The organism is Pseudomonas fitomaticsae (assembly GCF_021018765.1).
Taxonomy (GTDB): Bacteria; Pseudomonadota; Gammaproteobacteria; order Pseudomonadales; family Pseudomonadaceae; genus Aquipseudomonas; species Aquipseudomonas fitomaticsae.
In genome coordinates, this window is record NZ_CP075567.1 from 5,767,682 (window position 1) to 5,793,692 (window position 26,011).

The 26,011-nt window shown below is 61.1% G+C and carries 19 protein-coding genes; 11 read left to right on the forward strand and 8 right to left on the reverse strand.

Annotated features, from left to right (window positions below; translation table 11 throughout):
* Positions 1-4 precede the first annotated feature (4 nt).
* On the forward strand, positions 5-1,834 hold the full coding sequence (locus KJY40_RS26140) for a hypothetical protein (protein ID WP_230733608.1): 1,830 nt from the start codon (positions 5-7) through the stop codon (positions 1,832-1,834).
* A 27-nt stretch (positions 1,835-1,861) separates the two neighbouring features.
* Here the strand turns inward: KJY40_RS26140 and KJY40_RS26145 are convergent, their stop codons facing one another.
* Together KJY40_RS26145 and KJY40_RS26150 are read right to left on the reverse strand one after the other, a co-directional pair.
* The gene (locus tag KJY40_RS26145; protein ID WP_007950969.1) at positions 1,862-2,191 is read right to left on the reverse strand and encodes a PA4575 family protein; all 330 of its coding nucleotides are present in this window, start codon (positions 2,189-2,191) and stop codon (positions 1,862-1,864) included.
* Between the two features lie 245 nt (positions 2,192-2,436).
* The gene (locus tag KJY40_RS26150) at positions 2,437-4,875 is read right to left on the reverse strand and encodes a Lon protease family protein (protein WP_230733610.1); all 2,439 of its coding nucleotides are present in this window, start codon (positions 4,873-4,875) and stop codon (positions 2,437-2,439) included.
* A 301-nt stretch (positions 4,876-5,176) separates the two neighbouring features.
* Here KJY40_RS26150 and KJY40_RS26155 point away from each other — a divergent pair, with 301 nt between their 5' ends.
* The 4 genes from KJY40_RS26155 to KJY40_RS26170 all read left to right on the forward strand — a co-directional run bounded on the left by KJY40_RS26155 (position 5,177) and on the right by KJY40_RS26170 (position 8,663).
* Complete coding sequence (locus tag KJY40_RS26155; protein WP_007950971.1) at positions 5,177-5,665, forward strand: DUF3015 domain-containing protein; 489 nt, start codon at positions 5,177-5,179, stop codon at positions 5,663-5,665.
* Positions 5,666-5,757: 92 nt separating this feature from the next.
* Entirely contained in the window at positions 5,758-7,611 is a 1,854-nt protein-coding gene (locus KJY40_RS26160) for an Lnb N-terminal periplasmic domain-containing protein (protein ID WP_230733612.1), read from the forward strand.
* Positions 7,612-7,741: 130 nt separating this feature from the next.
* Complete coding sequence (locus KJY40_RS26165; RefSeq protein WP_230733614.1) at positions 7,742-8,098, forward strand: hypothetical protein; 357 nt, start codon at positions 7,742-7,744, stop codon at positions 8,096-8,098.
* Between the two features lie 70 nt (positions 8,099-8,168).
* On the forward strand, positions 8,169-8,663 hold the full coding sequence (locus tag KJY40_RS26170) for a GreA/GreB family elongation factor (RefSeq protein ID WP_230733616.1): 495 nt from the start codon (positions 8,169-8,171) through the stop codon (positions 8,661-8,663).
* A 10-nt stretch (positions 8,664-8,673) separates the two neighbouring features.
* Here the strand turns inward: KJY40_RS26170 and gdhA are convergent, their stop codons facing one another.
* Positions 8,674-10,011: an NADP-specific glutamate dehydrogenase gene (gene gdhA / locus KJY40_RS26175; protein ID WP_230733618.1), complete on the reverse strand. Its 1,338-nt coding sequence runs from the start codon at positions 10,009-10,011 to the stop codon at positions 8,674-8,676.
* Between the two features lie 193 nt (positions 10,012-10,204).
* Positions 10,205-11,869, reverse strand: a complete 1,665-nt coding sequence (gene ettA / locus KJY40_RS26180; RefSeq protein WP_230733620.1) for an energy-dependent translational throttle protein EttA — start codon at positions 11,867-11,869, stop codon at positions 10,205-10,207.
* Positions 11,870-12,145: 276 nt separating this feature from the next.
* Between ettA and KJY40_RS26185 the strand changes: the two genes are divergently transcribed.
* From KJY40_RS26185 to KJY40_RS26205, 5 genes are all read left to right on the forward strand, one after another.
* The gene (locus KJY40_RS26185) at positions 12,146-15,994 is read left to right on the forward strand and encodes a sensor domain-containing protein (protein ID WP_230733622.1); all 3,849 of its coding nucleotides are present in this window, start codon (positions 12,146-12,148) and stop codon (positions 15,992-15,994) included.
* A gap of 238 nt (positions 15,995-16,232) precedes the next feature.
* The gene (glyA, locus tag KJY40_RS26190; protein WP_007950978.1) at positions 16,233-17,486 is read left to right on the forward strand and encodes a serine hydroxymethyltransferase; all 1,254 of its coding nucleotides are present in this window, start codon (positions 16,233-16,235) and stop codon (positions 17,484-17,486) included.
* A gap of 276 nt (positions 17,487-17,762) precedes the next feature.
* Positions 17,763-19,076 carry a C4-dicarboxylate transporter DctA gene (locus KJY40_RS26195; protein ID WP_207983984.1) on the forward strand — a complete coding sequence of 438 codons (1,314 nt, stop codon included), beginning with the start codon at positions 17,763-17,765 and terminating at the stop codon, positions 19,074-19,076.
* Positions 19,077-19,125: 49 nt separating this feature from the next.
* Positions 19,126-19,830 (forward strand): FadR/GntR family transcriptional regulator, encoded by a 705-nt coding sequence (locus KJY40_RS26200; RefSeq protein WP_230733623.1) that lies wholly within the window; start codon positions 19,126-19,128, stop codon positions 19,828-19,830.
* A 24-nt stretch (positions 19,831-19,854) separates the two neighbouring features.
* Positions 19,855-20,550, forward strand: a complete 696-nt coding sequence (locus KJY40_RS26205) for a GntR family transcriptional regulator (RefSeq protein ID WP_230733624.1) — start codon at positions 19,855-19,857, stop codon at positions 20,548-20,550.
* Positions 20,551-20,563: 13 nt separating this feature from the next.
* Here KJY40_RS26205 and yjiA read toward each other — a convergent pair whose 3' ends face one another.
* The 3 genes from yjiA to KJY40_RS26220 form a co-directional block, all read right to left on the reverse strand.
* Entirely contained in the window at positions 20,564-21,538 is a 975-nt protein-coding gene (yjiA, locus tag KJY40_RS26210) for a GTPase (RefSeq protein ID WP_178083510.1), read from the reverse strand.
* Between the two features lie 159 nt (positions 21,539-21,697).
* A complete protein-coding gene (locus KJY40_RS26215) occupies positions 21,698-21,895 on the reverse strand; it encodes a YbdD/YjiX family protein (protein ID WP_003228401.1) in 198 nt (65 codons plus the stop codon).
* 15 nt (positions 21,896-21,910) lie between these two features.
* Positions 21,911-23,977, reverse strand: a complete 2,067-nt coding sequence (locus KJY40_RS26220) for a carbon starvation CstA family protein (protein WP_007950983.1) — start codon at positions 23,975-23,977, stop codon at positions 21,911-21,913.
* A gap of 159 nt (positions 23,978-24,136) precedes the next feature.
* Between KJY40_RS26220 and KJY40_RS26225 the strand changes: the two genes are divergently transcribed.
* Positions 24,137-24,505, forward strand: coding sequence for a PilZ domain-containing protein (locus KJY40_RS26225; protein WP_192562467.1), 369 nt, complete (start codon positions 24,137-24,139; stop codon positions 24,503-24,505).
* Here the strand turns inward: KJY40_RS26225 and radA are convergent, their stop codons facing one another.
* Positions 24,506-25,873: a DNA repair protein RadA gene (gene radA, locus KJY40_RS26230; protein ID WP_007950985.1), complete on the reverse strand. Its 1,368-nt coding sequence runs from the start codon at positions 25,871-25,873 to the stop codon at positions 24,506-24,508.
* Positions 25,874-26,011 lie beyond the last annotated feature (138 nt).

Consider the following 26,011-nt stretch of genomic DNA (forward strand, 5'->3'; position numbering starts at 1 on the left):
GGAAATGGATGTGCGATTGCCGATAACGACTGCCGGAATTTGCTTCGCCTTATTGCTTGGCGGGTGTTCGCCCGGCGATGAAAAGCACGCCGTCAGCCTCGAAGAAAAGACCGCGCAGTTCGAGCAATCGCTGGACGCCATCACCGACCCGAAACTCAAGGACGCCATAACCGAACTCGGCGGCTCGCTGCTGTTGCTCGAACGCGCGCAACAGCGACTCGACAACAAACCGTCCCGGACCGAATACGGCGAAGACGCCCTCGGCGTACTCCGGCATTACCCGACACCGCAGGCGCTGGTCGACACCTTCATCAATGGCCTGTTCGTGTTGCACAAGGATTCCAGCTCCGATTACCTCACCGATCTGCAACCGGTGTTCCCTTTCGTGCTCAACATCCCCGGCGGCTTTCTGTTCCCCCATGGCGTGGAATGGCAATCGGTGACCCTGAGCAATAAACGGGTCATCGCCTACCAGCCGGAATGGTCGGAGACCGATCCGGGCATTCAGCTGAGTCCGTCCAGCTCCAACGTCACCAACCCCGATGACCTGACCGTCACCTACCCGTTCATCGAAGGGCTGAATGTGGACAAGAAGAACCTGCCACGCCCGGTCAGCCTGCAAGGCCGGGTGGAAGTCATCGCCCCGAAACGCCTGCACAGTTTCAATCTGGATAAAAAGGACGTCGGCCAGACCCGCTCCGACGGCAATCTCAGCGTGACCTTGCTGAAACTGGACACGCACTACGCCGAACTCGAGTTCAGCAACCAGCTGCCGCTCGCCCCGGAAGTCGCCAATACCCGGCTCAATCCGTTGATCGTCCAGGCCCGCGACTCGACGGGCCAGTATCTGGTGCGTGCCGGCGCCATCAACGAAAACCCTGAGCAGGTGGCGTTCTATCAAAAACAACTGGCCTACCTGCAACAACAAAAAGCCTGGAGCGAGGCGCTGGAAAAAAAGCTGGACGACGAACAGCAGGCCTTTGAGCAACAGCATCCGCACCACTACAACAAGGTGTACTTCAACGGCCCGATCGACACCCTTGAAGTCAGTCTGCTGGATTTTTCCGAAGCAACCGTCACCCGCAAGGCGCTGGATCTGCCCGTGCGCGAGTTCGATCCACACACCACGGAAAAAACCGTGCAGCCGCTCGACCTGCCGATCACCGTCTACGACGACCAGGCGCCCGACTGGCTCAAGGGCGCGTCCCTGACTGAAGAACAGCTGAAAAGCGGCGTTCATATCCGCCAGTCGGTTGAAGAGCCGAGCGCCGCGCGCATCGAGTTCGAGCACCGCAAAACCTTCAATGATGAAATGCTCGGCGACGACTTCAGCCCCGGCGAAAGCCCGGTGACGTTCTTCACTGAAAAGCACAACGGCAAACTCGACGAGCCAATCGAACTGCCACCCGAGGCGTATCAGGTCGATCCGCTACAGGCGACCATCACCTACGACCTGAACCTGTTCCCGGAAACCCCGGCGATTGCCGTCGGCTCGATGCCGATGTTCCTGGCGACGGTGGACAAACAGGCTTATGAAGCCAAGGCCCTGCCCAAAGGTCTGGAAATCAGAAACAACGCGCTGGTGGTGGATTTGAAGCGATACCCGGCCAACGAATGGCGATTCTTCGTCAAGGACGACAGCGGTCATTATCTGAAACAGATTCTGTCGGTCAGCCACGACGCGAGCGCGGAAGGGCCGGCGTTATTCGGCGTGCATTATTTCTACGGCCATCCGACGCGCGTGGAAACCTACCAGCGAACCGACCTCGCCACCGTGCAATACGGCTTTGAGGTCAAACTCGACAAGGCGCAGACCCAGGGCGCTGCGCCCTGATCGACGCTGATGGTCGGCGCTGATGATCTAGTGATCGAAAGTGCCGATGCTGCGTCCGCGCCCACCGTTGATCTGCCGCAACTGCGCCTGCAGATGCAGCGACCAGATCTGTGGATCATTGGCCAGTTCATAGCCGTGCATCGTCAGGCTTTCGACGATGGTGTCGAGAATCGACTCGGCGGCGATCGGTCCGTGAAACGGACCCTGGGCTTTGATGGCGGAAGGTTGTTCACCGGCCATGCCGGCGGCGAAGAGCAACGTCCACATGCCGTTATCGCCGGCCAACGGCTTGATGGCGCATTCGATACGGGTCACGAGACCCAGGCATTGACGGGTGAGGCAGAGGTTGCGCGACATGGCGGCGACCCTCGGTAAAGCCGGTGTTCAGCCCTTGCTGAAGAGCTGTTTCGATCCAGTGATACTGTCGATGTCCTTGAGCAGAGAATAGAAGAAAAGTCCGCCGCGCAAGCCGCATAGAACCAGAAGGCGCCGAATGGTCATTGTGTGAATATTGACGCCAGAGTGATGGCACTTTTGCCGACGTTCGCGACAAAACAAAAAACGGGAGCACAAGGCTCCCGTTTCTTTGACTGCCGCCAGACTCAAGCCGGTTTGGCCTCCGCCAGCGCCTCCTGCGCCAGTTCCTTCTCGGCTTCTTTCAGATCCTCTTCGCTGATCATCTCGGCAATCACCCGCAGACGCTCCACCACCCGCGCGTTGACGCTGCCTTCCGGGAACTCGCCCTCTTCGTTTGGCTCGCCGGCCGGTTCGCCCACCAGCAGGCTCAACGCTTCGTCGGCCTGACGCACTGCGTAAACGTGGAACTGCCCGGCACGCACCGCCGCCAGCACCTTCTCGTCGAGCATCAGCGTAGCGACGTTGGCCTGCGGAATGATCGCGCCCTGCTCGCCCGTCAAACCGCGCGCTTCGCAGAGACGGAAGAAGCCTTCGATCTTCTCGTTGACCCCGCCCACCGCCTGCACTTCGCCGAACTGGTTGATCGAGCCGGTGATCGCGAAGCACTGCTTGAGCGGGGTTTTCGACAACGCCGAAATCAGCGTGCACGCCTCGCCCAGCGACGCACTGTCGCCATCGACGTAGCCGTAGGATTGCTCCAGCGCGATGCTCGCGGAAATCGCCAGCGGGAACTCCTGGGCGTAACGGCTGCCCAGATACCCGGTGAGGATCATCACGCCCTTGGAGTGAATCGGCTGGCCGAGGTTGACCTCACGCTCGATGTCGACAATGCCGCTGCCGCCCGGGTACACCGTGGCGGAAATCCGCGCCGGCACGCCAAACGCCGAGTCGCCGACTTCGAGCACGGTCAGGCCGTTGCACTTGCCGACCGCCGCGCCGTCGGTGTCGATCAGGATGATCCCCGCCAGCATGTCGTCGAGAATTCGCGCCGACACCCGGCCGGTGCGGGTGGCCTTGGCCTTGAGGGCACGCTCGATATGGCCGGCGTCGGTCATTTCATCATTGGCCAGATGCCGTATGAAATCCGCCTCGCTGACCAGCTGAAACAGATCACCGATCCGCGCCGACAAACGCCCCTGGTGTTCGGCCAGTCGCGCACTGTAAGTCGCCAGACGCGCTACCGCGTCGGCGGTCAGCGGCGCCATGCCTTCTTCGGAAGTGCGGGTTTTCAGCAACTGGGCGAACTGCTCCAGGCTTTCGTCGACCATCGGGATGTCTTCGTCGAAGTCCACCAGAACGCGGAACATCTCCTGGAAGTCCGGATCGAGGTCCTGCAGCGTGTAGTACAGCTGACGGGCGCCGATGATGATCACTTTGACCTGCAACGGAATGTGCTGCGGATTGAGCGTCATGGTGGCGAAACGGCCCATTTCGCCCAGCGGCGATTCCATTTTCAGCTTGCGCGACTGCAGGGCGCGCTTGAGCGCATCCCATACGAACGGCTCACCGAGCATTTTTTCCGCTTCAAGAATCAGGAAACCACCATTGGCGCGGTGCAGTGCACCCGGGCGTAGCTGACGATAAGTGGTGTAGAGCGCGCCCTGATCGGTGGTGTATTCGATGCGACCAAACAGATTTTCATAGGTCGGATGCGGTTCGAACACCACCGGCGCACCGCCGCTGGCCGGATGGCCGACCACCAGGCTCGGGGCATATTGCTCCTCCAGCAGCTTGCGCGCGACCGCATCGGTCTTGCTGTCATCGACCAGTTGCTCGACCACGGTTTTCAGCAGATAGACCTGCATCGCTTGCAGGTAACCGCAGACGGCCGCGTTTTCCGCGTACTTTTCCGACAGCGGTGCGAGCAAAGGCTGCAGGGCCAGGGTGATGGTTTCTTCGTTGAGCTGACGCAGCTGGTTGCTCGACTCGCGCTTCCATTGCGGCAGGCTGGCGAGTTCTTCGTTCAGACGTTCTTCGAGGCCGGAAATGTCCTCATGGAAACGCTCGCGCTCGGCTTCCGGCAACTGGGCGAATTCGGCTTCGTCCAGCGCCTTGCCTTCAAGCATCGGAGTGAAGGCGATGTTGCTGCTGTCGCGGTACAGGGCGACGTCTTTTTCCAGGGCCAGACGTTCAATGACGTCCAGCGCCTTGTCGTAGCGCTGGTTGAAGGCGCGGTCGATGGCGCTCTTCTTCTGCTGGTAGGACGGGTGTTCGAACACCGCAGGAAAAGTCGCCAGCAGGTTGTCGATCAGGCCGTTGATGTCGCCGATGAAAGCAGCGGCGCTACCCGATGGCAGTTCCAGGGCGCGGGGCTCGCGCGGCTCATCGAAATTGTTGACGTAGACCCAGTCCGCCGGGGTCTGCAGGCGTTTGCCTTCGGCCTTCAGGTAGCGTTTGACGAACGAGAAACGGCCGGTGCCGGGCTCGCCCATGACGAATACGTTGTAACCGGGACGTGGCATGGCCACACCGAACTGCAAGGCTTCGACCGCACGTTCCTGGCCGAGCACACCGCGAAAGGGCTCCAGATCATTGGTGGTAGTGAAGCTGAACTGTTCAGCGGAAAACGGACGGGTCAGCGCTTCGGGCGCTAGACGCAAGCTGGCAGCAACAGGATCAGGCATCGGGCTTCCTTAACAATCAGGCGGGGCAGATAGCGGCATTCTGGCGCTGCCCGAGCCCCACTGGCAAGGCGCGCCATACGACAAAGCATAGACAACCGGCCAACCTTGACGCAGCCCCAGTGAAACCGGGGGTATCGCCAAATCTTTCGGAAAAAACCACGGAACCCCGGGAACGTGCCTAAACTCCAAACTGCGCGGCTGGAACTAATACCGGCCCACTGGCTTCGTTTGGATCTGTTTCGTACAGAGCTTGGGGGGCCAGAACCCTGTCCATTGGTATGCACATAAAGAGAACAAAGCTATGAAACGGATTCTTCTCGGTACTCTCTTCACCGCTGTATCCATCAACGCAATGGCGCAAGCTCCAGGCGGCCCGGATTGCGGTTGGGGCAACATGCTGTTCGAAGGTCAGCGTGGCACCCCGGCTCACTTCCTGGCCTCCACCACCAACGGCACCTCCGGCAACGCCACGTTCGGCATGACGTCCGGCACCAACGGTTGCTCCACCAACGCATCGCTGACCTACGGCGGCAAATCCTGGTTTGCCATGAATGGCATGATGAACGAGCTGTCCGAAGACATGGCAAAAGGCAACGGCGAAGCGCTGACGACCTATGCCGTGGTACTGGGCGTGGCGCCGGAAGACCGTGCGCACTTCGCCGCCGTCACTCACGAGCACTTCCAGCAGATCTTCAGCAAGGCTGACGTGACCGCCGAAGACGTGCATACCAACACCCTGGCCGTTCTGAAGGCAGACCCACGTCTGGCCAAGTACGCGACTCAGGCTTAAGCTCGACCCACCCGCTTCTTTCGGGAAGCGGGTTTTATTTTTTCGACCCGCCCTTCTTGGGTCTTTGTTTCTTTCGACTTAAGTTGCCATTTATGCTCAAACGCCTTGCCTGGCTGGCGCTGTGTGTCTGCGCCCCGCTGTCCGCCGCGCCTCACGTCGACCCTCAACGTTTGCAGCAACTGGCCAACGACCGCTTCTGGATTTCCCTCGGTCATTACGAAACCGCCAAGCTTGGTGGCTGGCGCAGCTACGTCAGCGACAAAAAATTCTTCCTCGCCCCCGATGGCAACGAACATCCCGACCATGAACTGGCCTCCACCGTGCAAGCGCTGTACGCCCCGGCCAGTCTCGGTGAGCAACACGCCCAGTGCGTCTACCCCGCACGCACCCGCTGGCTGAAAGATCAACTCAACCTCACCGATCTGCCGGCGCCGGACTGCGCCGAATTCAAGAAATGGTTCAAGGACGTCTCGCCCCACAGCGCGGTGATGATTTTCCCGGCGGCCTACCTCAACAGTCCGTCGTCGATGTTCGGCCACACCCTGCTGCGCATCGACCAGGCTGACGTGCAGAGCGACAAGACTTCGCTGCTCAGTTACGCGATCAACTTCGGCGCCTACATCGAAGGTTCCGACAACAGCATTCTCTACGCCTGGAAAGGCCTGATGGGCGGTTATCCGGGGCTGTTCGCGCTGGTGCCCTATCAGGAAAAACTCTCGGAATACCGCAGCCTGGAAAACCGCGACCTGTGGGAATACCGGCTCAATCTGACGCAGGCCGAAACCGCGCGCATGGTCGAGCATGTCTGGGAGTTGAAGCAGATCCAGTTCGACTATTTCTTCTTCGATGAAAACTGCTCCTATCGCCTGCTCGAACTGTTGCAGGTGGCGCGCCCGAGTTTGCGCCTGACCGAACAATTCCCGCTGACCGCGATCCCCACCGATACAGTCAAAGCGGTGAAGGAGGCCGGGCTGGTCGAACACATCGAATACCGCCCGTCCCGCGAGCGCGAACTGCTCAGCCGCGCCGAGCCCTTGAGCGGCGAAGAACAGGACTGGGTGCTGAAAGTCAGCGCCGACCAGCAGCAACTTCAGGACCCGGCCTTCAAGGCCCTGCCCCGTGATCGGCAAGCGCTGATCATCGACGCGGCGTATCGGCTGGAGCGCTACCGCGCCAACGGCCAGGAACGTGATCCACAGCGAGCGCAGCGCAGTTTCGAGTTGCTGCGGGCGATCAACAAGAACCCGGCGCCCGAGCTGCAAATTCCGCAACCGGGCCTGCCCGAAGACGGCCACGAATCGCGCACCTGGCAGGCCGGTCTCGGCACGCGCGGCGATCGCGCGTTCGGCGAGTACGGCTTGCGCATGGCCTATCACGACCTCAACGACAACGCCGAAAGTTTCCCCCTCGGCGCACAGATCGAAATCCTGCAGATGAAGCTGCGCCAGTACGAAGGCAATCACTGGCAATTCCAGCAACTGGATCTGGCGACCATCCGCTCGCTGACGCCGCGCAATGCGCTGTTGCAACCGTTGTCGTGGCAAGTCACCGGTGGTCTTGAACGTGTGCCGGGCAAACATGATGACGAGACGTTGGTCAGCCACGTCAACGGTGGCGGTGGCGGAACCTGGGCGCTGGGTGACGATGTGCTGGGTTTTGCCCTCGGCACCGTGCGCGTTGAACACAACAATGATTTCGCCGAGTTCGTTTCACCCGCCGGCGGTTTCAATACCGGCGTGTTGTGGAAAAACCCGCTGGGCAATCTCAGCCTGGAGGCCAAAGGCGATTACTTCTTCAATGGTGAAGTGCGCCGTAGCCTGAGTCTGAACCAGCAGTGGGAATTTTCGCGCAACCTCGGCCTGCGCCTGAGTGCCCAGCGCGAATTCAGCCATCTGGCTACGCCGGAGACCGAGGTGATGCTGGAAGTGAAGTGGTATCACTACTGATCCCGAACATTTCCCCGCTCCCACAGGAATCTCCACTGGTTAACGAATTACTTACAGGCCTTTCACCAAAGCCCGACGAATCATCTTCTAGACTTTCCCTATCAGCCGTTTGACGGCCCGGGAGAGTGTGATGTGGCGGTGTGCGGTTTTTGCGGGCTTGTTGCTGTTGCTGGGTGGCTGTCAGAGCACCCACGAAGATCTGATCGCCAAGGGTTATCCACCGGCGTTCGCCGACGGTTTCGATGACGGTTGCATCAGCGGTCGCCAGGCGGCCGGTTCGATCAGCGGCGAGTTTCGCAAGAATGTGCCGCGCTATCTCAAGGACAAGCAATACGCCGAGGGCTGGAGCGACGGCTTCCGGCAGTGTCAGGCGATGCTGGAAAACAAGGATCGCGAACAGTATCGCAACGAGCACTGGGACGAACGCGAGCGCGCCTGGCAGCAGGAGAAGGATCAGGGCGCCGCGCGGGCTTATCGTTCGCAGTAGGTCGTTTCCAGACATCCGGCGAAACCTTTTGCCTGCGACCATGGCCCAACGGTTGTAACAGGAGCCCATCATGAGTCGCGCCTTCGTCAACGAAGACAATGCCGCTGCGCAAGCCGATCAGCCGGTCGAACGGCAGGTCAGTACACAGCCCAATTACGTAACGCCGCAAGGACTTGCCCAGTTGCAGGCGAAAGTCGCCGAACTGCAAACCCTGCACGCCGAACAGTCCGCCAAGGGCGAACAGGCCGACAAGCAGCGGCTGGCCGATCTCGAACGGGATTTGCGTTATTTCAATCAACGGGTCGGTAGCGCTCAGGTCGCACCGGCCCCGACGTCGAACGACAAAGTGCAGATCGGCAGTTGGGTGACCTACGCCGACGAACACGACACCGAGCGCCGGGTGCAACTGGTCGGCGAGGATCAGGCCGATGCGGCCAACGGCCTGATCAACTGGGCCTCACCGCTGGGCCGTGCGCTGCTTGGCGCGCGGCTCAACGATGAAGTGCTGTGGCAGCGTCCGGTTGGAGATCAAGTGATTGAAGTGATCCGCATCGAGCGCTCTTGAACCTCGTTGCTTAAACCACGCCTTGGGCGAGCATCGCGTCGGCGACCTTGACAAAGCCGGCGATGTTCGCGCCTTTGACGTAGTTGATCCGGCCGTTTTCCTCACCGTAATGCACGCAGGCGTGGTGGATCGACTGCATGATCCCGTGCAACTTGCTGTCCACCTCGCCGCCCGTCCACAGTAGGCGCATGGCGTTCTGCGACATCTCCAGCCCACTGACCGCCACGCCGCCGGCATTCGAGGCCTTGCCCGGCGCGAACAGAATGCCAGCCTCGATAAAGATATCCACAGCCTCGAGGGTGGTCGGCATGTTCGCGCCCTCGGCCACGCAGGTGCAGCCGTTGCGCAGCAAGGTGCGGGCGGATTCGGCGTCGAGTTCGTTCTGGGTCGCGCATGGCAGCGCGATGTCGCACGGCAACGACCATGGCAGGTGGCCGGGGCGGAACTCCAGGCCGAATGCCGCCGCCAATTCGCTGATCCGCCCACGCTTGACATTCTTCAGTTCCAGCAGCGCCAGCCACTGTTCTTCACTCAGGCCCGCCTCGCAGTACAGCGTGCCTTCGGAGTCGGACAGGGAAATCACCTTGCCGCCCAGATCCATCACCTTGCGGGCTGCGTACTGCGCAACGTTGCCGGAGCCGGAGATCGCCACGCGCTTGCCTTCGACGGTCTGCTCGCGGCGCTTGAGCATTTCCTCGGCGAAATACACGCATCCGAAACCGGTGGCTTCCGGGCGGATCAGACTGCCGCCGTAGGTCATTCCCTTGCCGGTCAGCACGCTGGTGAACTGGTTGCTCAGGCGTTTGTACTGGCCGAACAGGAAACCAATCTCCCGTGCGCCAACACCGATATCACCGGCCGGTACGTCCACGTCGGCACCGATGTGGCGGTACAGCTCGCTCATGAACGCCTGGCAGAAACGCATGACTTCGGCGTCGCTCTTGCCCTTCGGATCGAAGTCCGAACCGCCCTTGCCGCCACCCATGGGCAGCGATGTCAGGGAGTTCTTGAAGGTCTGTTCGAAGGCGAGGAATTTCAGCACGCCCATGTTCACCGAAGGGTGGAAGCGCAAACCGCCCTTGTACGGACCGATGGCGCTGTTCATCTGGATGCGGAATCCGCGATTGACCTGAACCTTGCCCTGATCGTCGACCCACGACACGCGGAACACCATCGCCCGCTCCGGCTCGCAGATGCGCTCCAGAATTCCCGAGGTCAGATAGCGCGGATGGGCTTCGAGAAACGGCCACAGGCTGCGCAGGACCTCTTCCACGGCTTGGTGGAATTCGGGTTGATCCGGATCGCGTTTTTTCAGACGGGCGAGGAAGGATTCGACGGATTCGATCATGGGAAAAGTCTCGGCAAATTTGTTGTCGTTGGAGGAGATTGAGCCGGACTGTAACAAACGACATGTACACAGCAACAGACAAAAATGTCGCATTTATGAAAACAAATAGTACACACGCTATAAATCAGTCTGAATTTCAGACAAAAAAAAGCGGAACCCGAAGGCTCCGCTTTTTCATGCAACCAACCTGTGATCAGGCCAGTTTCTTGTGGCGTACCCGGTGTGGCTGGGCCGCTGCTTCGCCGAGACGCTTTTTGCGATCGGCTTCGTACTCGGTGTAGTTGCCTTCGAAGAGCACCGCTTGCGAGTCGTCTTCGTACGCCAGGATGTGAGTCGCGACGCGGTCAAGGAACCACCGATCGTGAGAGATCACAATGGCGGCGCCCGGGAAGTCCAGCAGGGCTTCTTCCAGGGAACGCAGGGTTTCAACGTCGAGGTCGTTGGACGGTTCGTCGAGCAGCAGGACGTTGCCGCCCTCCTTCAGGGTCAACGCCAGGTGCAGACGACCGCGCTCACCACCGGACAGGTCCTTGACGAACTTCTGTTGATCGCCGCCCTTGAAGTTGAAGCGACCGACATAGGTACGCGACGGGATCTCGTAGTTGCCGATGCGGATCTGGTCGGAACCGTCGGAGATCTGCTGGAACACGGTCTTGCTGCCATCCAGGTCTTCGCGGCTCTGGTCAACGCAGGCCAGTTGCACGGTTTCGCCGATCTCGATGCTGCCGGAATCCGGGGTTTCCTTGCCCATCAGCATGCGGAACAGGGTGGACTTACCGGCACCGTTACCGCCGATCACGCCGACGATGGCGCCTTTGGGCATCGAGAACGACAGGTTGTCGATCAACACGCGATCGCCGTAGCCCTTGGTGACGTTCTTGAATTCGATGACCTTGTCACCCAGGCGCGGACCGGCCGGGATGTAGATCTCGTTGGTTTCCGAACGCTTCTGGAATTCCTGCGACTGCATTTCTTCGAAGCGTTGCAGACGTGCCTTGGATTTCGACTGGCGGGCCTTGGCGCCTTTGCGCACCCACTCCAGTTCTTCCTTCATGGCTTTTTCGTGAGCCGATTGCTGCTTGGATTCCTGGGCCAGACGATCGGACTTGGCTTCCAGCCAACCCGAGTAGTTGCCCTCGTAAGGAATGCCCGCGCCGCGGTCGAGTTCCAGAATCCAGCCGGCGACGTTGTCCAGGAAGTAACGGTCGTGCGTGATCGCTACCACAGTGCCCGGGAAGTCGTGCAGGAAATGTTCGAGCCACGCAACGGAGTCGGCGTCCAGGTGGTTGGTCGGTTCATCGAGCAGCAGCATGTCCGGGGCGGACAGCAGCAGACGGCACAGGGCCACACGACGTTTTTCACCACCGGACAGGTGTTCGACCTTGGCGTCCCAGGCCGGCAGACGCAGCGCATCGGCGGCGACTTCCAGCTGGCGCTCCAGGTTGTGACCGTCGCTGGCCTGCAGGATCGCTTCGAGCTTGGCCTGTTCGGCGGCCAGCTTGTCGAAGTCGGCGTCCGGGTCAGCGTAGGCGGCGTAGACCTCGTCCAGACGCGCTTGCGCATCCTTGATCACGCTGACCGCTTCCTCGACCACTTCACGCACGGTCTTGGTCGGATCCAGTTGCGGCTCCTGCGGCAGGTAACCGATGTTCAGTTCCGGCATCGGGCGCGCTTCGCCTTCGAACTCGGTGTCGACGCCGGCCATGATTTTCAGCAGCGTGGATTTACCCGAACCGTTGAGGCCGAGTACGCCGATCTTGGCGCCAGGGAAGAAAGACAGCGAAATGTTTTTCAGGATTTCCCGCTTCGGCGGAACAACTTTGCCCAGCCGATGCATGGTGAAGACGTATTGAGCCATGGAGAACCTTGGGTCAGTGACTGATGAATGATTGGGACACAGGCAATGCCCGGCCAGACCGTGCGCGTCGTTCACTGGAAGATATCAATGCGTGCGCGCGGAAAGTCTAGGAGCTGGAACGCTCCCGCGTAACCGGCAAAGCTACCTTAATGACCGGTGGCAGTCCAGCCGAGTGGGGCTGGCACTTCGCCACAACTCAAGGCATGCTAGCCGCCCCTTGGGCGTCCGGCTTATAGTGCACGTCGCGCCAGTCCAGCCAGACCGCAGGATTACAGCTTGTCCAACGTCACTCCGCCAGCCTCTGTGAGCAGCACCCAACCGGCGCCCGGCTCGTCCCTGCGCGGAACATTGAAAGGCGCGCTGGCGACACTGGTGCTGTTGCTGCTCGCGTTGCTGTTCTGGCAGCTGCTCGATCAACTGCGCGAAACCCAGAAAAACCAGCGTCAGTACACCATCGACTACACCGCCGACCTCGCCGCTCAGGTCAGCCTGAACATGGCGCTGAACGCGCAGATCGCCCTCAATCTGCTACCGATCGTCGAACAGCCCCAGTCGGCCGACGAACAGCAGGCGCTGCTGCGCAAGCTTCAGCAATCGCTGCCCGACCTGCGCAGCCTGGCCCTGCTCACCCCATCCGGCAAAATCCTCAGCGACAGCGCCACTGACAGTCACGACGCCGATTACCTCAGCGATCTGGTACGCCGCAGCCGCGCTCAGGCGCATTACTTCAGCAATGACGACGATGGCTCGGTGGTGCATCTGCTGTTGCATCAGGCCAGCGGCAGCACTCGCGGTTACTGGGCACTGCGGCTGACACCCACTTTCTTTAAAGCACTGACCAAACAAGGCGAAACCGGTATCCGTCCCCTGTGGCTGGTGGAAAATCGCATCAACCATCAGATCATCAGCCGCGACGAAGCGATGCCCATTGGCAGCACCAGCGTCCTGACCCCGGACGATCTGGCCAACAGCGTGCTGACCGTGCCGCTGAGCAGCAGCGACTGGCAACTGCGTGGCTTGTTCGACCGCCAGCATGTGCTCGAACAACTGCTACCGGCGTTCATCGGCAAATGCCTGCTGGGCCTGGCGCTCTCGCTGCTGCCGTTTATCGCGTTGCTCAACATGCGTCGCCGTCAGCGTCAGGTGCATGAAGGGCGTCGGCGTTATCAGGATATTTTTGAAGGCACCGGCGTGGCGTTGTGCGTGCTGGATCTTTCGGGGCTCAAGCAGGTTTTCGAAAAGACCCAGATCCAGACCAGCGACCAGCTCAAGGCCTGGCTCGACCAGCCGGCGCAGCGCCAGCAATTGCTCCACGAATTGCGGATCACCGAGGTCAACCAGGTCGCGCTGCAACTGCTCAACGTCAATTCCTGCGACCACGCCTGGCAACTGCTGATCGACGGTCAGCCACACAGTCAGTGCACCATCGGCAATCAGGTGCTCGACGCCGTGCTCCAGCAGCAAAAGCAGCTGGAACTGGAAATCAAACTGCCGGACATCAATGGCCGCGACCAGCACCTGTGGCTGGTGCTGCGCCTGCCGCAGGAACAGCACGACTACAAAGCCGTGATCCTGAGCATCAACGACATCACCAGCCGCAAGCTGATCGAACTGTCGCTGCTGGAGCGCGAAGGTTTCTGGTCGGACGTGGTGCGTACCGTGCCGGATCACCTTTACGTGCAGGACGTGATCAGCCAGCGGATGATTTTCAGCAACCACCACCTCGGCCAGACCCTCGGTTACAACCGCACCGAACTGCATCAGATGGGCGAATACTTCTGGGAAATCCTTCTGCACCCGGAAGACGCCGACTATTACCATCGCTCGCGGCAGATGCAGCGTCACGCCGGTTACAGCCAGTTGTTGCAATGCCAGCTGCGCTTCCGTCACCGCGATGGCAAGTGGCGGCGCTTCGATATTCGCGAACAGGCGCTGGCCCGGGACAAGCACGATCAGGTCACGCGGATCATCGGCGTGGCCAAAGACATCACCGAGCAGATCGAAGCCAGCGAATCGTTGCGCGACAGCGAACAGCGCTACCGGATGCTCGCCGAAAGCATCAGCGACGTGATTTTCTCCACCGACAGCAAGCTCTCGCTGAACTACGTCAGCCCGTCGGTACAAGCGGTGCTGGGTTATGACGCCGAATGGATTTTCCAGAACGGCTGGCAGTCGACCATCGCCAACCCGCAGCAGCTGAGCGGCATCTATCACCTGATGGATCGGGTCAGCAAAGCCTTGGGCAAACCCGAGCAATTGGTGATTTTGCGCAGCCAGGTGCAGACCCAGATGTTCCTGTTCGACTGCCTGCGCGCCGACGGTCGCAAGATCCCGATCGAACTGCGTCTGGTGCTGGTGTGGGACGAACATGGCGCTTTCGAAGGCGTGCTCGGCGTCGGTCGCGACATCAGCCAGCAGAGGCGCGCCGAGAAAGACCTGCGCATGGCGGCCACGGTTTTCGAGCACTCGACTTCGGCGATCCTGATCACCGACCCGGCCGGTTACATCGTCCAGGCCAACGAGGCGTTCAGCCGGGTCAGCGGCTACGCGGTGAGCGAAGTGCTCGACCAGTTGCCGAACATGCTGACCGTCGACGAACAGCAGGACGCGCACCTGCGCTACGTGCTCAAGCAGCTGCATCAGCACAGCACCTGGGAAGGTGAAGTCTGGCTCAAGCGCCGCAACGGCGAGCACTACCCGGCGTGGGTCGGCATCACCGCCGTGCTCGATGACGAGGGCGATCTGGCCAGTTACGTGTGCTTCTTCAGTGACATCAGCGAGCGCAAGGCCAGCGAGCAGCGGATTCACCGCCTCGCCTACTACGACGCCCTGACCCACCTGCCGAACCGCACGCTGTTCCAGGATCGCCTGCACACCGCGCTGCAATCGGCCGAGCGGCAGAAGTCGTGGGTGGTGCTGATGTTCCTCGACCTCGACCGTTTCAAACCGATCAACGACTCCCTCGGCCACGCCGCCGGCGACCGCATGCTCAAGGACATGGCCACGCGCTTGCTGGCCTGCGTCGACGATGACGACACCGTGGCGCGGATGGGCGGCGACGAATTCACCCTGTTGCTGCAACACCGCTCCAGCCGCGAAATGGCGCTGAACCGTGCGATCCACGTGGCCGAGCAGATCCTCGCCAGTCTGGTGCGGCCGTTCGTGCTCGAAGGTCGCGAGTTCTTCGTCACCGCCAGTATCGGCATCGCCCTGAGCCCGCAGGACGGCAACGAACTCAGCCAGCTGATGAAGAACGCCGACACCGCGATGTACCACGCCAAGGAGCGCGGCAAGAACAACTTCCAGTTCTATCAGGCAGACATGAACGCCAGTGCGCTGGAACGTCTGGAACTGGAAAGCGATCTGCGCCACGCGCTGGAGCAAAACGAATTCGTGCTGTATTACCAGCCGCAGTTCAGCGGCGACGGCAAACGCCTGACCGGCGCCGAAGCCCTGCTGCGCTGGCGTCATCCGCGTCGCGGGCTGGTGCCGCCGGGGGATTTCATCCCGGTGCTCGAAGAACTCGGGCTGGTGGTGGACGTCGGCGACTGGGTCATCAGCGAGGCCTGCCGTCAGCTCAAGACCTGGCACCAGAGCCGCGTGCGCGTGCCGAAGGTCTCGGTGAACATTTCCGCCCGGCAGTTCTCCGACGGCCAGCTCGGCACGCGGATCGCCACCATCCTCAAGGAAACCGGCCTGCCGCCGGCGTGCCTGGAGCTGGAGCTGACCGAAAGTATCCTGATGCGTGAAGTCAGCGAGGCGATGCAGATCCTTGCCGGCCTGAAGAACCTCGGCCTGAGCATCGCGGTCGACGACTTCGGCACCGGTTACTCATCGCTGAACTACCTCAAGCAGTTCCCGATCGACGTGCTGAAGATCGACCGCACCTTCGTCGACGGCCTGCCGTCCGGCGAGCAGGATGCGCAGATTGCCCGGGCGATCATCGCCATGGCCCACAGCCTGAATCTGGCGGTGATCGCCGAGGGCGTGGAAACCCATGAGCAACTGGACTTCCTGCGCGAGCATGGCTGCGACGAGGTTCAGGGCTATCTGTTCGGCCGGCCGATGCCGGCGGGACGGTTCGAGGCGCAGTTCAGCAATGATGCGCTGTTCATGTTCGACTGAAGATCGGCGGCGCGATCTTCGCGAGCAAGCTCGCTTCCACAGGGATTGATGTCGATCACAAAATCGCGGGCCGGCCTCGGTTATTGTGCGAACCGGCTGGTCAGCGAAGGCCGGCACGGACGCCACATATCTGGTCATGAACGCCACTTGTCTGCGACATGATGTCGTTTCATATGCCATCCAAAACCCGATGGGTTAGAATGCCCCCCTTTTCTGCCCCCGATCCTTGAGGACCGCCATGTTCAGCCGTGATTTGACTATTGCCAAGTACGACGCCGATCTTTTTGCCGCCATGGAGCAAGAAGCCCAGCGCCAGGAAGAACACATCGAGCTGATCGCTTCGGAGAACTACACCAGCCCAGCGGTGATGGAAGCTCAAGGCTCGGTACTGACCAACAAGTACGCCGAAGGCTATCCGGGCAAGCGCTACTACGGTGGTTGCGAGTACGTCGACGTCGTTGAGCAACTGGCCATCGACCGCGCCAAGGAACTGTTCGGCGCCGACTACGCCAACGTTCAGCCGCACGCCGGTTCCCAAGCCAACGCCGCTGTTTACCTGGCCCTGCTGTCGGCCGGTGACACCATCCTGGGCATGAGCCTGGCTCACGGCGGTCACCTGACCCACGGTGCCAGCGTTTCCTCCTCCGGCAAGCTGTACAACGCCATCCAGTACGGTATCGACGCCAACGGCCTGATCGACTACGACGAAGTCGAGCGTCTGGCTGTTGAACACAAGCCGAAAATGATCGTGGCCGGTTTCTCTGCCTACTCGCAGATCCTCGACTTCCCGCGCTTCCGCGCCATCGCCGACAAGGTTGGCGCCTACCTGTTCGTCGACATGGCTCACGTGGCCGGTCTGGTCGCCGCTGGCGTCTACCCGAACCCGGTTCCGTTCGCTGACGTCGTGACCACCACCACCCACAAGACCCTGCGCGGTCCACGTGGTGGCCTGATCCTGGCCAAGGCCAACGCCGACATCGAGAAGAAGCTGAACTCCGCCGTATTCCCGGGCGCCCAGGGTGGCCCGCTGGAGCACGTGATCGCCGCCAAAGCGATCTGCTTCAAGGAAGCACTGCAGCCTGAGTTCAAGGCTTACCAGCAACAAGTGGTGAAAAACGCCCAGGCCATGGCCGGCGTGTTCATCGAGCGCGGTTTCGACGTGGTTTCCGGCGGTACTGAAAACCACCTGTTCCTGCTGTCGCTGATCAAGCAGGAAATCTCCGGTAAAGACGCCGACGCTGCTCTGGGCAAAGCGTTCATCACCGTGAACAAGAACTCCGTGCCAAACGACCCACGCTCCCCGTTCGTCACCTCCGGCCTGCGCTTCGGCACTCCGGCTGTGACCACTCGCGGCTTCAAGGAAGCAGAGTGCAAAGAGCTGGCGGGCTGGATCTGCGACATCCTGGCTGACCTGAACAACGAAGCGGTGATCGACGCCGTTCGTGAGAAAGTCAAAGCCATCTGCAAGAAACTGCCGGTATACGGCGCTTAATTGCGACGCTAAATCCGCAGCATGAAAAACCGGCCAGTGATGGCCGGTTTTTTTTCGTCCGCAAAAAAGTTTCGGACTGCGAATGGCTCAAGGTCGGGGCCTGGCGCTCAACTGGTCAGACCGGTCATGCCAATTCGTCATTTTTCACTTGCGATCCTTAAAAAACAGCGCCTAGACTGCACCCGCACTGGACATACCGGTAAGACCACAATAATTAAGTCCTGAATCTGATGCGCCCCGCGCACGGCAGCCAGGACACCGACCAGGATTCCTCCCATGCTCAGATGGTGCTCGCGTTCAATCTTCCTCCAAGTGGTTCTCGGACTGGTGCTCGGCATCGTCTGCGGGCTGACCCTTCCTGAATACTCGGCCCAGCTCAAACCGCTCGGCGACGGTTTCATCAAACTGATCAAGATGCTCATCGGCCTGATCGTATTCTGCGTGGTGGTCAGCGGCATCAGCGGCGCCGGCGACCTGAAAAAGGTCGGGCGCATCGGCCTCAAGTCGGTGATCTACTTCGAAGTGCTGACCACCATCGCCCTGGTGATCGGTCTGGTGTTTGCGTTCAGCACCGGGATCGGCAGCGGCGCCAACATCCACCTGGAGCAGCTGTCCGCCGCCGATATGGGCGACATCGCCGAGCGCGGCCAGCACATGCACACCACCACCCAGTTCCTGATGGACCTGATCCCGACCTCGGTACTCGGCGCCTTTGCCGACAACAACATCCTGCAAGTCCTGCTGTTCTCGGTGCTGTTCGGCAGCGCGCTGAATCTGGTGGGCGAAGCGGCTTCCGGGATCTCGCGGCTGATCAATGAACTCAGCCATGTGATCTTCCGCATCATGGGCATGATCGTGCGTCTGGCGCCGATCGGCGTGTTCGGCGCCATCGCCTTCACCACCAGCAAATACGGCCTGGATTCGCTGCAACACCTGGGCAGTCTGGTCGGCTTGTTCTACCTGACCTGCATCGCCTTCGTCGCGCTGATTCTCGGTCTGGTGATGCGCGTGTCTGGCCTGCGCATGTGGCCGCTGCTCAAGTACCTGCGCGAAGAACTGCTGATCGTCATGGGCACCGCCTCCTCCGACGCCGTGCTGCCGCAGATCATGCGCAAGCTTGAACATCTGGGCATCGGCAGCTCGACCGTCGGGCTGGTGATTCCCACCGGTTACTCGTTCAACCTCGACGGTTTTTCGATCTACCTGACCCTGGCCATTGTGTTCATTGCCAACGCCACCGGTACGCCGCTGGCCATGACCGATCTGCTGACGATTTTGCTGGTATCGCTGATCACCTCCAAAGGCGCCCACGGCATTCCCGGTTCGGCGCTGGTGATTCTGGCGGCCACGCTGACGGCCATCCCGGCGATTCCGGTGGTCGGTCTGGTGCTGGTACTGGCGGTGGACTGGTTCATGGGCATCGGCCGGGCGCTGACCAACCTGATCGGCAACTGCGTCGCCACCGTGGCCATCGCCCGCTGGGAAAAGGACATCGACGTGCAGCGGGCGAACAAGGTGCTCAACGGCGAGCAGGGCTATAACTTTCAGCCGAGAAAAACGGTCGCTCAAGCGGCGGCCAAAGAATTCTGAATGAGCGCCGTGCCTGCGCCAATACAGGCACGGCTCATGGAGCGAACACGTGATTACTACATCAACCGTCGTCAACTCAGTGGTGGAAAAACTCCGGGCCGCGCTGGCCCGTGGTCAGTGGCGCTCCGGCGAGATGCTGCCGGGCCAGCGCGAACTGGCCGAGCAACTGGGCATCAGCCGCCCGAGCCTGCGCGAAGCGGTGATCGTGCTGGAAACCCTCGGCCTGGTGCGCTCGATGCCGGGCAAAGGCGTGGTGGTGCTCGACGTCCAGGCCAGTGACAGCCAAAGCCACGACAGCGCAGTGGCCGGCGCCAGCCTCGAAGACGTGCTGCAACTGCGCTACACCCTCGAGCCATTCATCGTTGGTCTGGTGGCGCAGTCGATCAGCAGCAAGGAAGTCGGGCAGTTGCGCCTGACCCTGATGGACATGCGCGAAGCCCTCGAAGCGGGTGACAGCGAGGCCGGGGTCAGCGCCTACATCGCGTTCCACGAGGAGCTGTTCACCCTGACCTCGAATCCGATTTTCCAGAGCGTGGTGCAACAGACCAGCAACGCCCTCAAGCAAAGCGCCGAAGTGCTGCGCAATTCGCCGGAGCACCTGGCCGAACGCCTTGAGGAAAACGAAGCCGTGGTGCGCGCGATCCGCAGCAAAAACAGCGCCCAGGCCAGCGCCGAAATGCGCCGGCACATCCTGCGTGAAGGCCAGCGGATGGGCATCGAACTGAATATCCCGGATGACAACCTGAGCCACTGAAACGCCTCTCACTGGAGACCGGTCATGAACAGTCTTGCCACGCCGTCGCACCCTCGCCCGACCTCGACGGCCCTGCCCTTCTCCCGCCTGCACACGCCGGGGGACGATCTGTATCCGCGCCTGTTCGACGCAATCCTCGAACAGCGCATCGATACCGCCAGCCGGTTTACCGAAGAGAGCCTGAAGCAGATGTTCGGCGTCAGCCGCGCCGATGTGCGTCGGGTGCTGACCCAGCTGTCCCACGAACAGATCATCGTGCTGCGTGCCAACCATCGACCACGAGTGGCAGCGCCGGATGCCGAGCAGACACGTCAGGCGCTGCACGCCCGGCGTCTGGCCGAGAACACGCTGGTGCGGCTGGCTTGTCAGCATGCGCAGGCTGAAGATCTGAAGCGCCTGCGAGCGTTGATCGAATGTGAGCGTCGGGCTGTGGATAAAGATCGGCGCGGGGCGGCGATTCGCCTGTCCGGGGACTTTCATTTGCAGGTGGCGAAAATGGCGCGGAATGCACCGTTGGCGCATTTTCTCGGCACACTGGTGCCGCTGACCTCACTGGCGATTGCGCGATGCACAGGAACCACGCACAGCTGCTGCGGCTGGCAGGATCACGCCCGGATCGTCGAAGCGATCGAGCGTGATGACGCTACCGAGGCGGTGTCGCTGATGAACCGTCATCTGGATCACCTGGAGCAGACGATTCTCAGCGGCTCCACGCACTGATAGCGCGGCGGACTCAGTTCGCCGCCACCCTGGCAAACCCCGCCCGGATCTTCTCTTCCGGCAAATCGTCGGCGATAAACACGATCACGCTTTCCCGCGCCTCGCCCTCGGCCCACTCTGTGTCCCAGTCGAAGCCGTAGAGTTTCAGTACGCCCTGAAACACCAGCCGCCGATCTTCGCCCGCGATGTTCAACACGCCTTTGTAGCGCAGCAATTGCTTGCCGTGCTCTTCCAGCAGTTCATTCATGAATTCGCTGAGCTGATCGATATCCAGCGGCTGATCGGTACGCAACACCAGACTGGAGATCCGGTCGATGGACGGCGCCTTGCTCACCGGCCGCAAGCTCACCCCGCCGCCGAGATCGGCGTTCAGGTTGAAACCGCGCACATCGAGCAATTCAGCCAGATCGATGTTGCCGTGTTCGACCACACGGATCGGTGCACGGCGGTTGATGCGGGTCAGGCGTTCGCTGAGCGCGGTGAACGCAGCCTCGTCCACCAGATCGGTCTTGCTCACCAGCAAGCGGTCGGCAAAACCGATCTGCGCCTGGGCGATGGTCTGGGTCAGGTGCAGTTCGGCGTGGGCGGCGTCCACCAAGGTGATGATGCCGTCGAGCAGATAACGTTCGCGCAGTTCTTCGTCGATGAAAAAGGTCTGTGCTACCGGAGCCGGATCGGCCAGGCCGGTGCATTCGATGACCAGCCGATCAAAGGCGATTTCGCCGCTGTCCAGCCGTTCGAGCAGCAGATACAGGGCTTTGGTCAGGTCGGTGTGGATGGTGCAGCAGACGCAGCCGTTGGCCAGGGTCATGACTTGCACCGGCTCGTCGCCCAGCAGTTGGGTGTCGATACCGGCGTCGCTGAATTCGTTTTCGATCACGGCGATTTTCAGGCCGTGCTCGGCTTTCAACAGATGGCGCAGCAAGGTGGTCTTGCCAGCGCCGAGGAAACCGCTGAGCACCGTTACAGGTATTGGAGAAGACAACATCGATCCCCTTCGCGAAATTGATGAACAACACAAAACAAATGTGGGAGCGGGCTTGCTCGCGAATGCGGTGTGTCAGTCAACGCATTCGCCAACTGACACTACGCTATCGCGAGCAAGCTCGCTCCCACAGGGGGATTGCATCAACCTGGGGCTGTCAGATCAACAGCACTTCGGCCCACCCTTGCCACCGTAACGGGCTTCCTGACGTTCGCGAAAGAACATCTCGTAGCTCATCACCGGTTTGTCCGGGTGTTTGGTCTGCATATGCTCGACGTAGGTGTCGTAGTCGGGCATGCCGACCATCAGGCGCGCGGCCTGACCGAGGTATTTACCGAGGCGACTCAGGTCATTGAACATGCTGCAATCCTCTGGTTACGCGTCCGGCAGGGCCTGGAATGGCGATTCTTTGTCCGTACGCTCTTTTTTGCCCCAGGCGGCGATGCCGACCTTGAGCGCATAGAACAGGATGCTGAATACCACGAACAGGAACAGCGCGGTCAATGTAGCGTTGGTGTAGGCGTTGAAGATCACGTGCTGCATCTGCTCGACGCTTTTCGCCGGTGCCAGCACCTGACCGTTGGCCAGTGCATCGCTGTACTTCTTGGCCAGCGACAGGAAGCCGATCGCCGGGTTGGCGTCGAACAGCTTGATGAAGCCAGCTGTGGTGGTGCAGATCAGCAGCCAGGTGGCCGGCAGCAGGGTGACCCAGATGTAGCGCTGGCGCTTCATCTTGATCAGGACCACGGTGCCGAGCATCAGCGCGATACCCGCCAGCATCTGGTTGGAGATACCGAACAGCGGCCACAGGGTGTTGATCCCGCCCAGTGGATCGACCACGCCCTGATACAGCAACCAGCCCCACATCGCCACACAACCGGCGGTGGCGATCAGGTTGGCGGACCAGGATTCGGTACGTTTCAGTGCTGGCACGAAGGAGCCGAGCAGGTCCTGCAGCATGAAGCGACCGGCACGGGTACCGGCATCGACTGCGGTCAGGATGAACAGCGCTTCGAACAGGATCGCGAAGTGGTACCAGAACGCCATGGTGTTCTCACCCGGCAGCACACTGTGCAGGATCTGCGCGATACCGACCGCCAGGGTCGGCGCACCACCGGCACGGGCCAGGATGGTGGTTTCGCCGATGTCATGCGCCACGGCTTGCAGCGCTTCCGGGGTAATTGCAAAGCCCCAGTTGCTGACTGCGGTTGCCACGGACACCACGTCACCGCCGACCACGGCGGCCGGGCTGTTCATGGCGAAGTACACGCCAGGCTCGATCACCGAGGCAGCGACCATGGCCATGATGGCCACGAACGATTCCATCAGCATGCCGCCGTAACCGATGTAACGGGCGTTGGTTTCGTTATCCAGCAGCTTCGGCGTGGTCCCGGAGGAGATCAGCGCGTGGAAACCGGAGACCGCACCACAAGCGATGGTGATGAACAGGAACGGGAACAGACCGCCCTTCCAAACCGGGCCGGTGCCGTCGACGAACTGGGTCAGTGCCGGCATTTTCAGCTCGGGCATGGTCACCAGAATGCCGATCGCCAGAGCGACGATGGTACCGATCTTGAGGAAAGTGGAGAGATAGTCACGCGGCGCCAGAATCAGCCACACCGGTAGCGAAGCGGCGACGAAACCGTAACCGACCAGCATCCAGGTAATCTGCACGCCAGTGAAGGTGAAGGCCTTGGCCCAGACCGGATCGGCGGCAATCTGCCCACCCAGCCAGATCGAACCCAGCAGCAGCAACACGCCGACTACCGAGATCTCGCCGATGCGGCCCGGACGGATGTAGCGCATGTAGATGCCCATGAACATCGCGATCGGGATGGTCGCCATCACGGTGAAGATGCCCCACGGGCTCTCCGCCAGGGCTTTCACCACGATCAGCGCCAGCACCGCGAGGATGATGATCATGATCAGGAAGCAGCCGAACAGGGCGATGGTTCCGGGGATGCGGCCCATTTCTTCACGCACCATGTCGCCCAGCGAACGGCCGTTGCGACGGGTCGACATGAACAGGACCATGAAGTCCTGCACCGCGCCCGCCAGCACCACGCCGGCGATCAGCCACAGCGTACCGGGCAGATAACCCATCTGCGCCGCCAGGACCGGGCCGACCAGAGGCCCCGCGCCGGCGATGGCCGCGAAGTGGTGACCGAAGAGAATGTGTTTGTTGGTCGGAACGTAGTCCAGACCGTCGTTGTTGAGCACGGCGGGGGTGGCCCGACGCGGATCGAGTTGCATCACATTGTTAGCGATGAACAGACTGTAGTAACGGTACGCAACCAGATAAATGGCCACGGCGGCGACCACGATCCACAAGGCGTTGATCGCCTCGCCTCGGCGCAATGCCACTACGCCAAGGGCGCACGCTCCTACGATTGCCAGCAGCAGCCAGGGTAAGTGGCGTAGCAGGCTATTATTATTTTTCATTTTATTATTCCAGCCAGGGTGGACAAGAAAGACAGCCACCCCGAGTTTAGCGCTACTGGCGGCAAAGGCCATACCCCGACATTGGTCTAGACAGTCCATTCGTTGGCATCACCCCGCCGGTCGGGTCTATAGTCAGCTGACCTTCCTGAGGATTGCGCCATGAGCGAGCACCCGTCCGAGCGTCGCCGCTTCAAACGTATCGCGTTCGATGCCAGAACCGAATTGAGCCAGGGCGAGTACATCTGGCCGGTGAAGCTGATCGACCTGTCGCTCAAGGGTCTGCTGATCGAGCGGCCGGAGCCGTGGCTGGGCAATCCCGAGCAGGACTTCTTCGTCGACATTCATCTGAGCGATGACGTGCACATCGAGATGGATGTGCAACTGGCTCATGAAGATCACGGCCAGCTCGGTTTCGTGTGTCGGCATATCAGCCTGGAGTCGATTCAGCGCCTGCGTCGCCTGATCGAGCTCAACCTGGCCGACGAAACCGAACTGGAACGCGAGCTCGGGGCGCTGATAGACGTCTGATCACTCGAACAGCGAGTCCAGCGCCTGCTCAAGACGCGTCACTGCAATGATCTGCAAACCTGGCGGCGCTTCCTTCGGCGCATTGCCCTTGGGCACGATCGCGCGCTTGAAGCCGTGCTTGGCGGCTTCCTTCAAACGCTCCTGACCGCTCGGCACCGGACGCACTTCGCCGGACAGGCCGACTTCACCGAACACCAGCAAGTCATGGGGCAACGGACGGTTGCGCAGGCTCGACATGACGGCGGCCATCAACGCCAGGTCAGACGCGGTTTCCAGCACCTTCACCCCGCCGACCACGTTGAGGAACACGTCCTGATCGTGGGTCGGAATGCCGCCATGACGGTGCAGCACCGCCAGCAACATCGCCAGACGGTTCTGATCCAGACCCAGCGTGACCCGACGCGGGTTGGCCAGATGGCTGTCATCCACCAGCGCCTGGACTTCCACCAGCATCGGCCGGGTGCCTTCCCACGTCGCCATGACCACGCTGCCCGGAACTTCCTCCTGAGCGCGGGTGAGAAAAATCGCTGAAGGGTTGGAGACTTCTTTCAGGCCCTTGTCGGTCATGCCGAAAACGCCGAGTTCGTTGACCGCGCCGAAACGGTTCTTCACAGCCCGCAGCAGGCGCAACCGCCCGTCGGACTCGCCTTCGAAATACAGCACGGTATCGACCATGTGCTCCAGAACCCGCGGCCCGGCGAGCGCGCCCTCCTTGGTCACGTGGCCGACCAGGAAAATCGCCGTGCCGCTTTGCTTGGCATAGCGCACCAGCAACGCCGCACTTTCGCGTACCTGGGACACGCCGCCCGGTGCCGATTGCAGTTGTTCGGTGAAGATCGTCTGGATCGAGTCGATCACCATCACCTTGGGTTTTTCCTGGCGGGCGGTGGCGATGATGGTTTCAATACAGGTTTCGGTCATGACCCGCAGTTGATCCTGCGGCAGGCCCAGGCGGCGTGCACGCATGGCGACCTGCTGCTGGGACTCTTCGCCTGTGACGTACAGCGCCGGCATGCTCTTGGCGAGGTTGCACAGGGTCTGTAACAGAATCGTCGATTTGCCGATGCCGGGGTCACCGCCGATCAGCACCACCGAACCGTCCACCAGACCACCGCCGAGCACTCGGTCGAGCTCGCCGGAGGCTGTGGAAAAACGCGGAATTTCTTCGATGCTGACTTCGGCCAGGGTCTTGATCTGGGCCTGCTGTCCGGCCCAGCCGGTGCGCCCGCTCGGCGCGGCGGCACCGCCGCTCTCGACCATGGTTTCGGTCAGGGTGTTCCAGGCGCCGCATTCGCCGCACTGCCCGGCCCACTTGGGAAAGGTTGCGCCGCACTCGGTGCAGCCGTACATGCGCTTGGCCTTGGCCATCTGAACCCCCGGCAAAAACCGCGATGATAACGCAGCCATCGCCGATCAGCGCGGCGCACCGGGACGGATTTCTCCGCTGGCCAGACGCGCGGCGCTGCTGCCGGTCAATCCCCGACAAGTGCCGGGGCTTGAAAGGGT

Bases quoted from the DNA above. Each gene is read 5' to 3' on its own strand.
- KJY40_RS26165 (WP_230733614.1), top strand. From the start codon at position 7,742: ATGTGGCGGTGTGCGGTTTTTGCGGGCTTGTTGCTGTTGCTGGGTGGC.
- KJY40_RS26145 (WP_007950969.1), bottom strand. From the start codon at position 2,191: ATGTCGCGCAACCTCTGCCTCACCCGTCAATGCCTGGGTCTCGTGACC.
- KJY40_RS26170 (WP_230733616.1), top strand. From the start codon at position 8,169: ATGAGTCGCGCCTTCGTCAACGAAGACAATGCCGCTGCGCAAGCCGAT.
- KJY40_RS26215 (WP_003228401.1), bottom strand. From the start codon at position 21,895: ATGTTCAATGACCTGAGTCGCCTCGGTAAATACCTCGGTCAGGCCGCG.
- KJY40_RS26140 (WP_230733608.1), top strand. From the start codon at position 5: ATGGATGTGCGATTGCCGATAACGACTGCCGGAATTTGCTTCGCCTTA.
- KJY40_RS26225 (WP_192562467.1), top strand. From the start codon at position 24,137: ATGAGCGAGCACCCGTCCGAGCGTCGCCGCTTCAAACGTATCGCGTTC.
- glyA (WP_007950978.1), top strand. From the start codon at position 16,233: ATGTTCAGCCGTGATTTGACTATTGCCAAGTACGACGCCGATCTTTTT.
- yjiA (WP_178083510.1), bottom strand. From the start codon at position 21,538: ATGTTGTCTTCTCCAATACCTGTAACGGTGCTCAGCGGTTTCCTCGGC.
- KJY40_RS26205 (WP_230733624.1), top strand. From the start codon at position 19,855: ATGAACAGTCTTGCCACGCCGTCGCACCCTCGCCCGACCTCGACGGCC.
- ettA (WP_230733620.1), bottom strand. From the start codon at position 11,869: ATGGCTCAATACGTCTTCACCATGCATCGGCTGGGCAAAGTTGTTCCG.
- KJY40_RS26155 (WP_007950971.1), top strand. From the start codon at position 5,177: ATGAAACGGATTCTTCTCGGTACTCTCTTCACCGCTGTATCCATCAAC.
- KJY40_RS26220 (WP_007950983.1), bottom strand. From the start codon at position 23,977: ATGAAAAATAATAATAGCCTGCTACGCCACTTACCCTGGCTGCTGCTG.
- gdhA (WP_230733618.1), bottom strand. From the start codon at position 10,011: ATGATCGAATCCGTCGAATCCTTCCTCGCCCGTCTGAAAAAACGCGAT.
- radA (WP_007950985.1), bottom strand. From the start codon at position 25,873: ATGGCCAAGGCCAAGCGCATGTACGGCTGCACCGAGTGCGGCGCAACC.
- KJY40_RS26150 (WP_230733610.1), bottom strand. From the start codon at position 4,875: ATGCCTGATCCTGTTGCTGCCAGCTTGCGTCTAGCGCCCGAAGCGCTG.
- KJY40_RS26160 (WP_230733612.1), top strand. From the start codon at position 5,758: ATGCTCAAACGCCTTGCCTGGCTGGCGCTGTGTGTCTGCGCCCCGCTG.
- KJY40_RS26195 (WP_207983984.1), top strand. From the start codon at position 17,763: ATGCTCAGATGGTGCTCGCGTTCAATCTTCCTCCAAGTGGTTCTCGGA.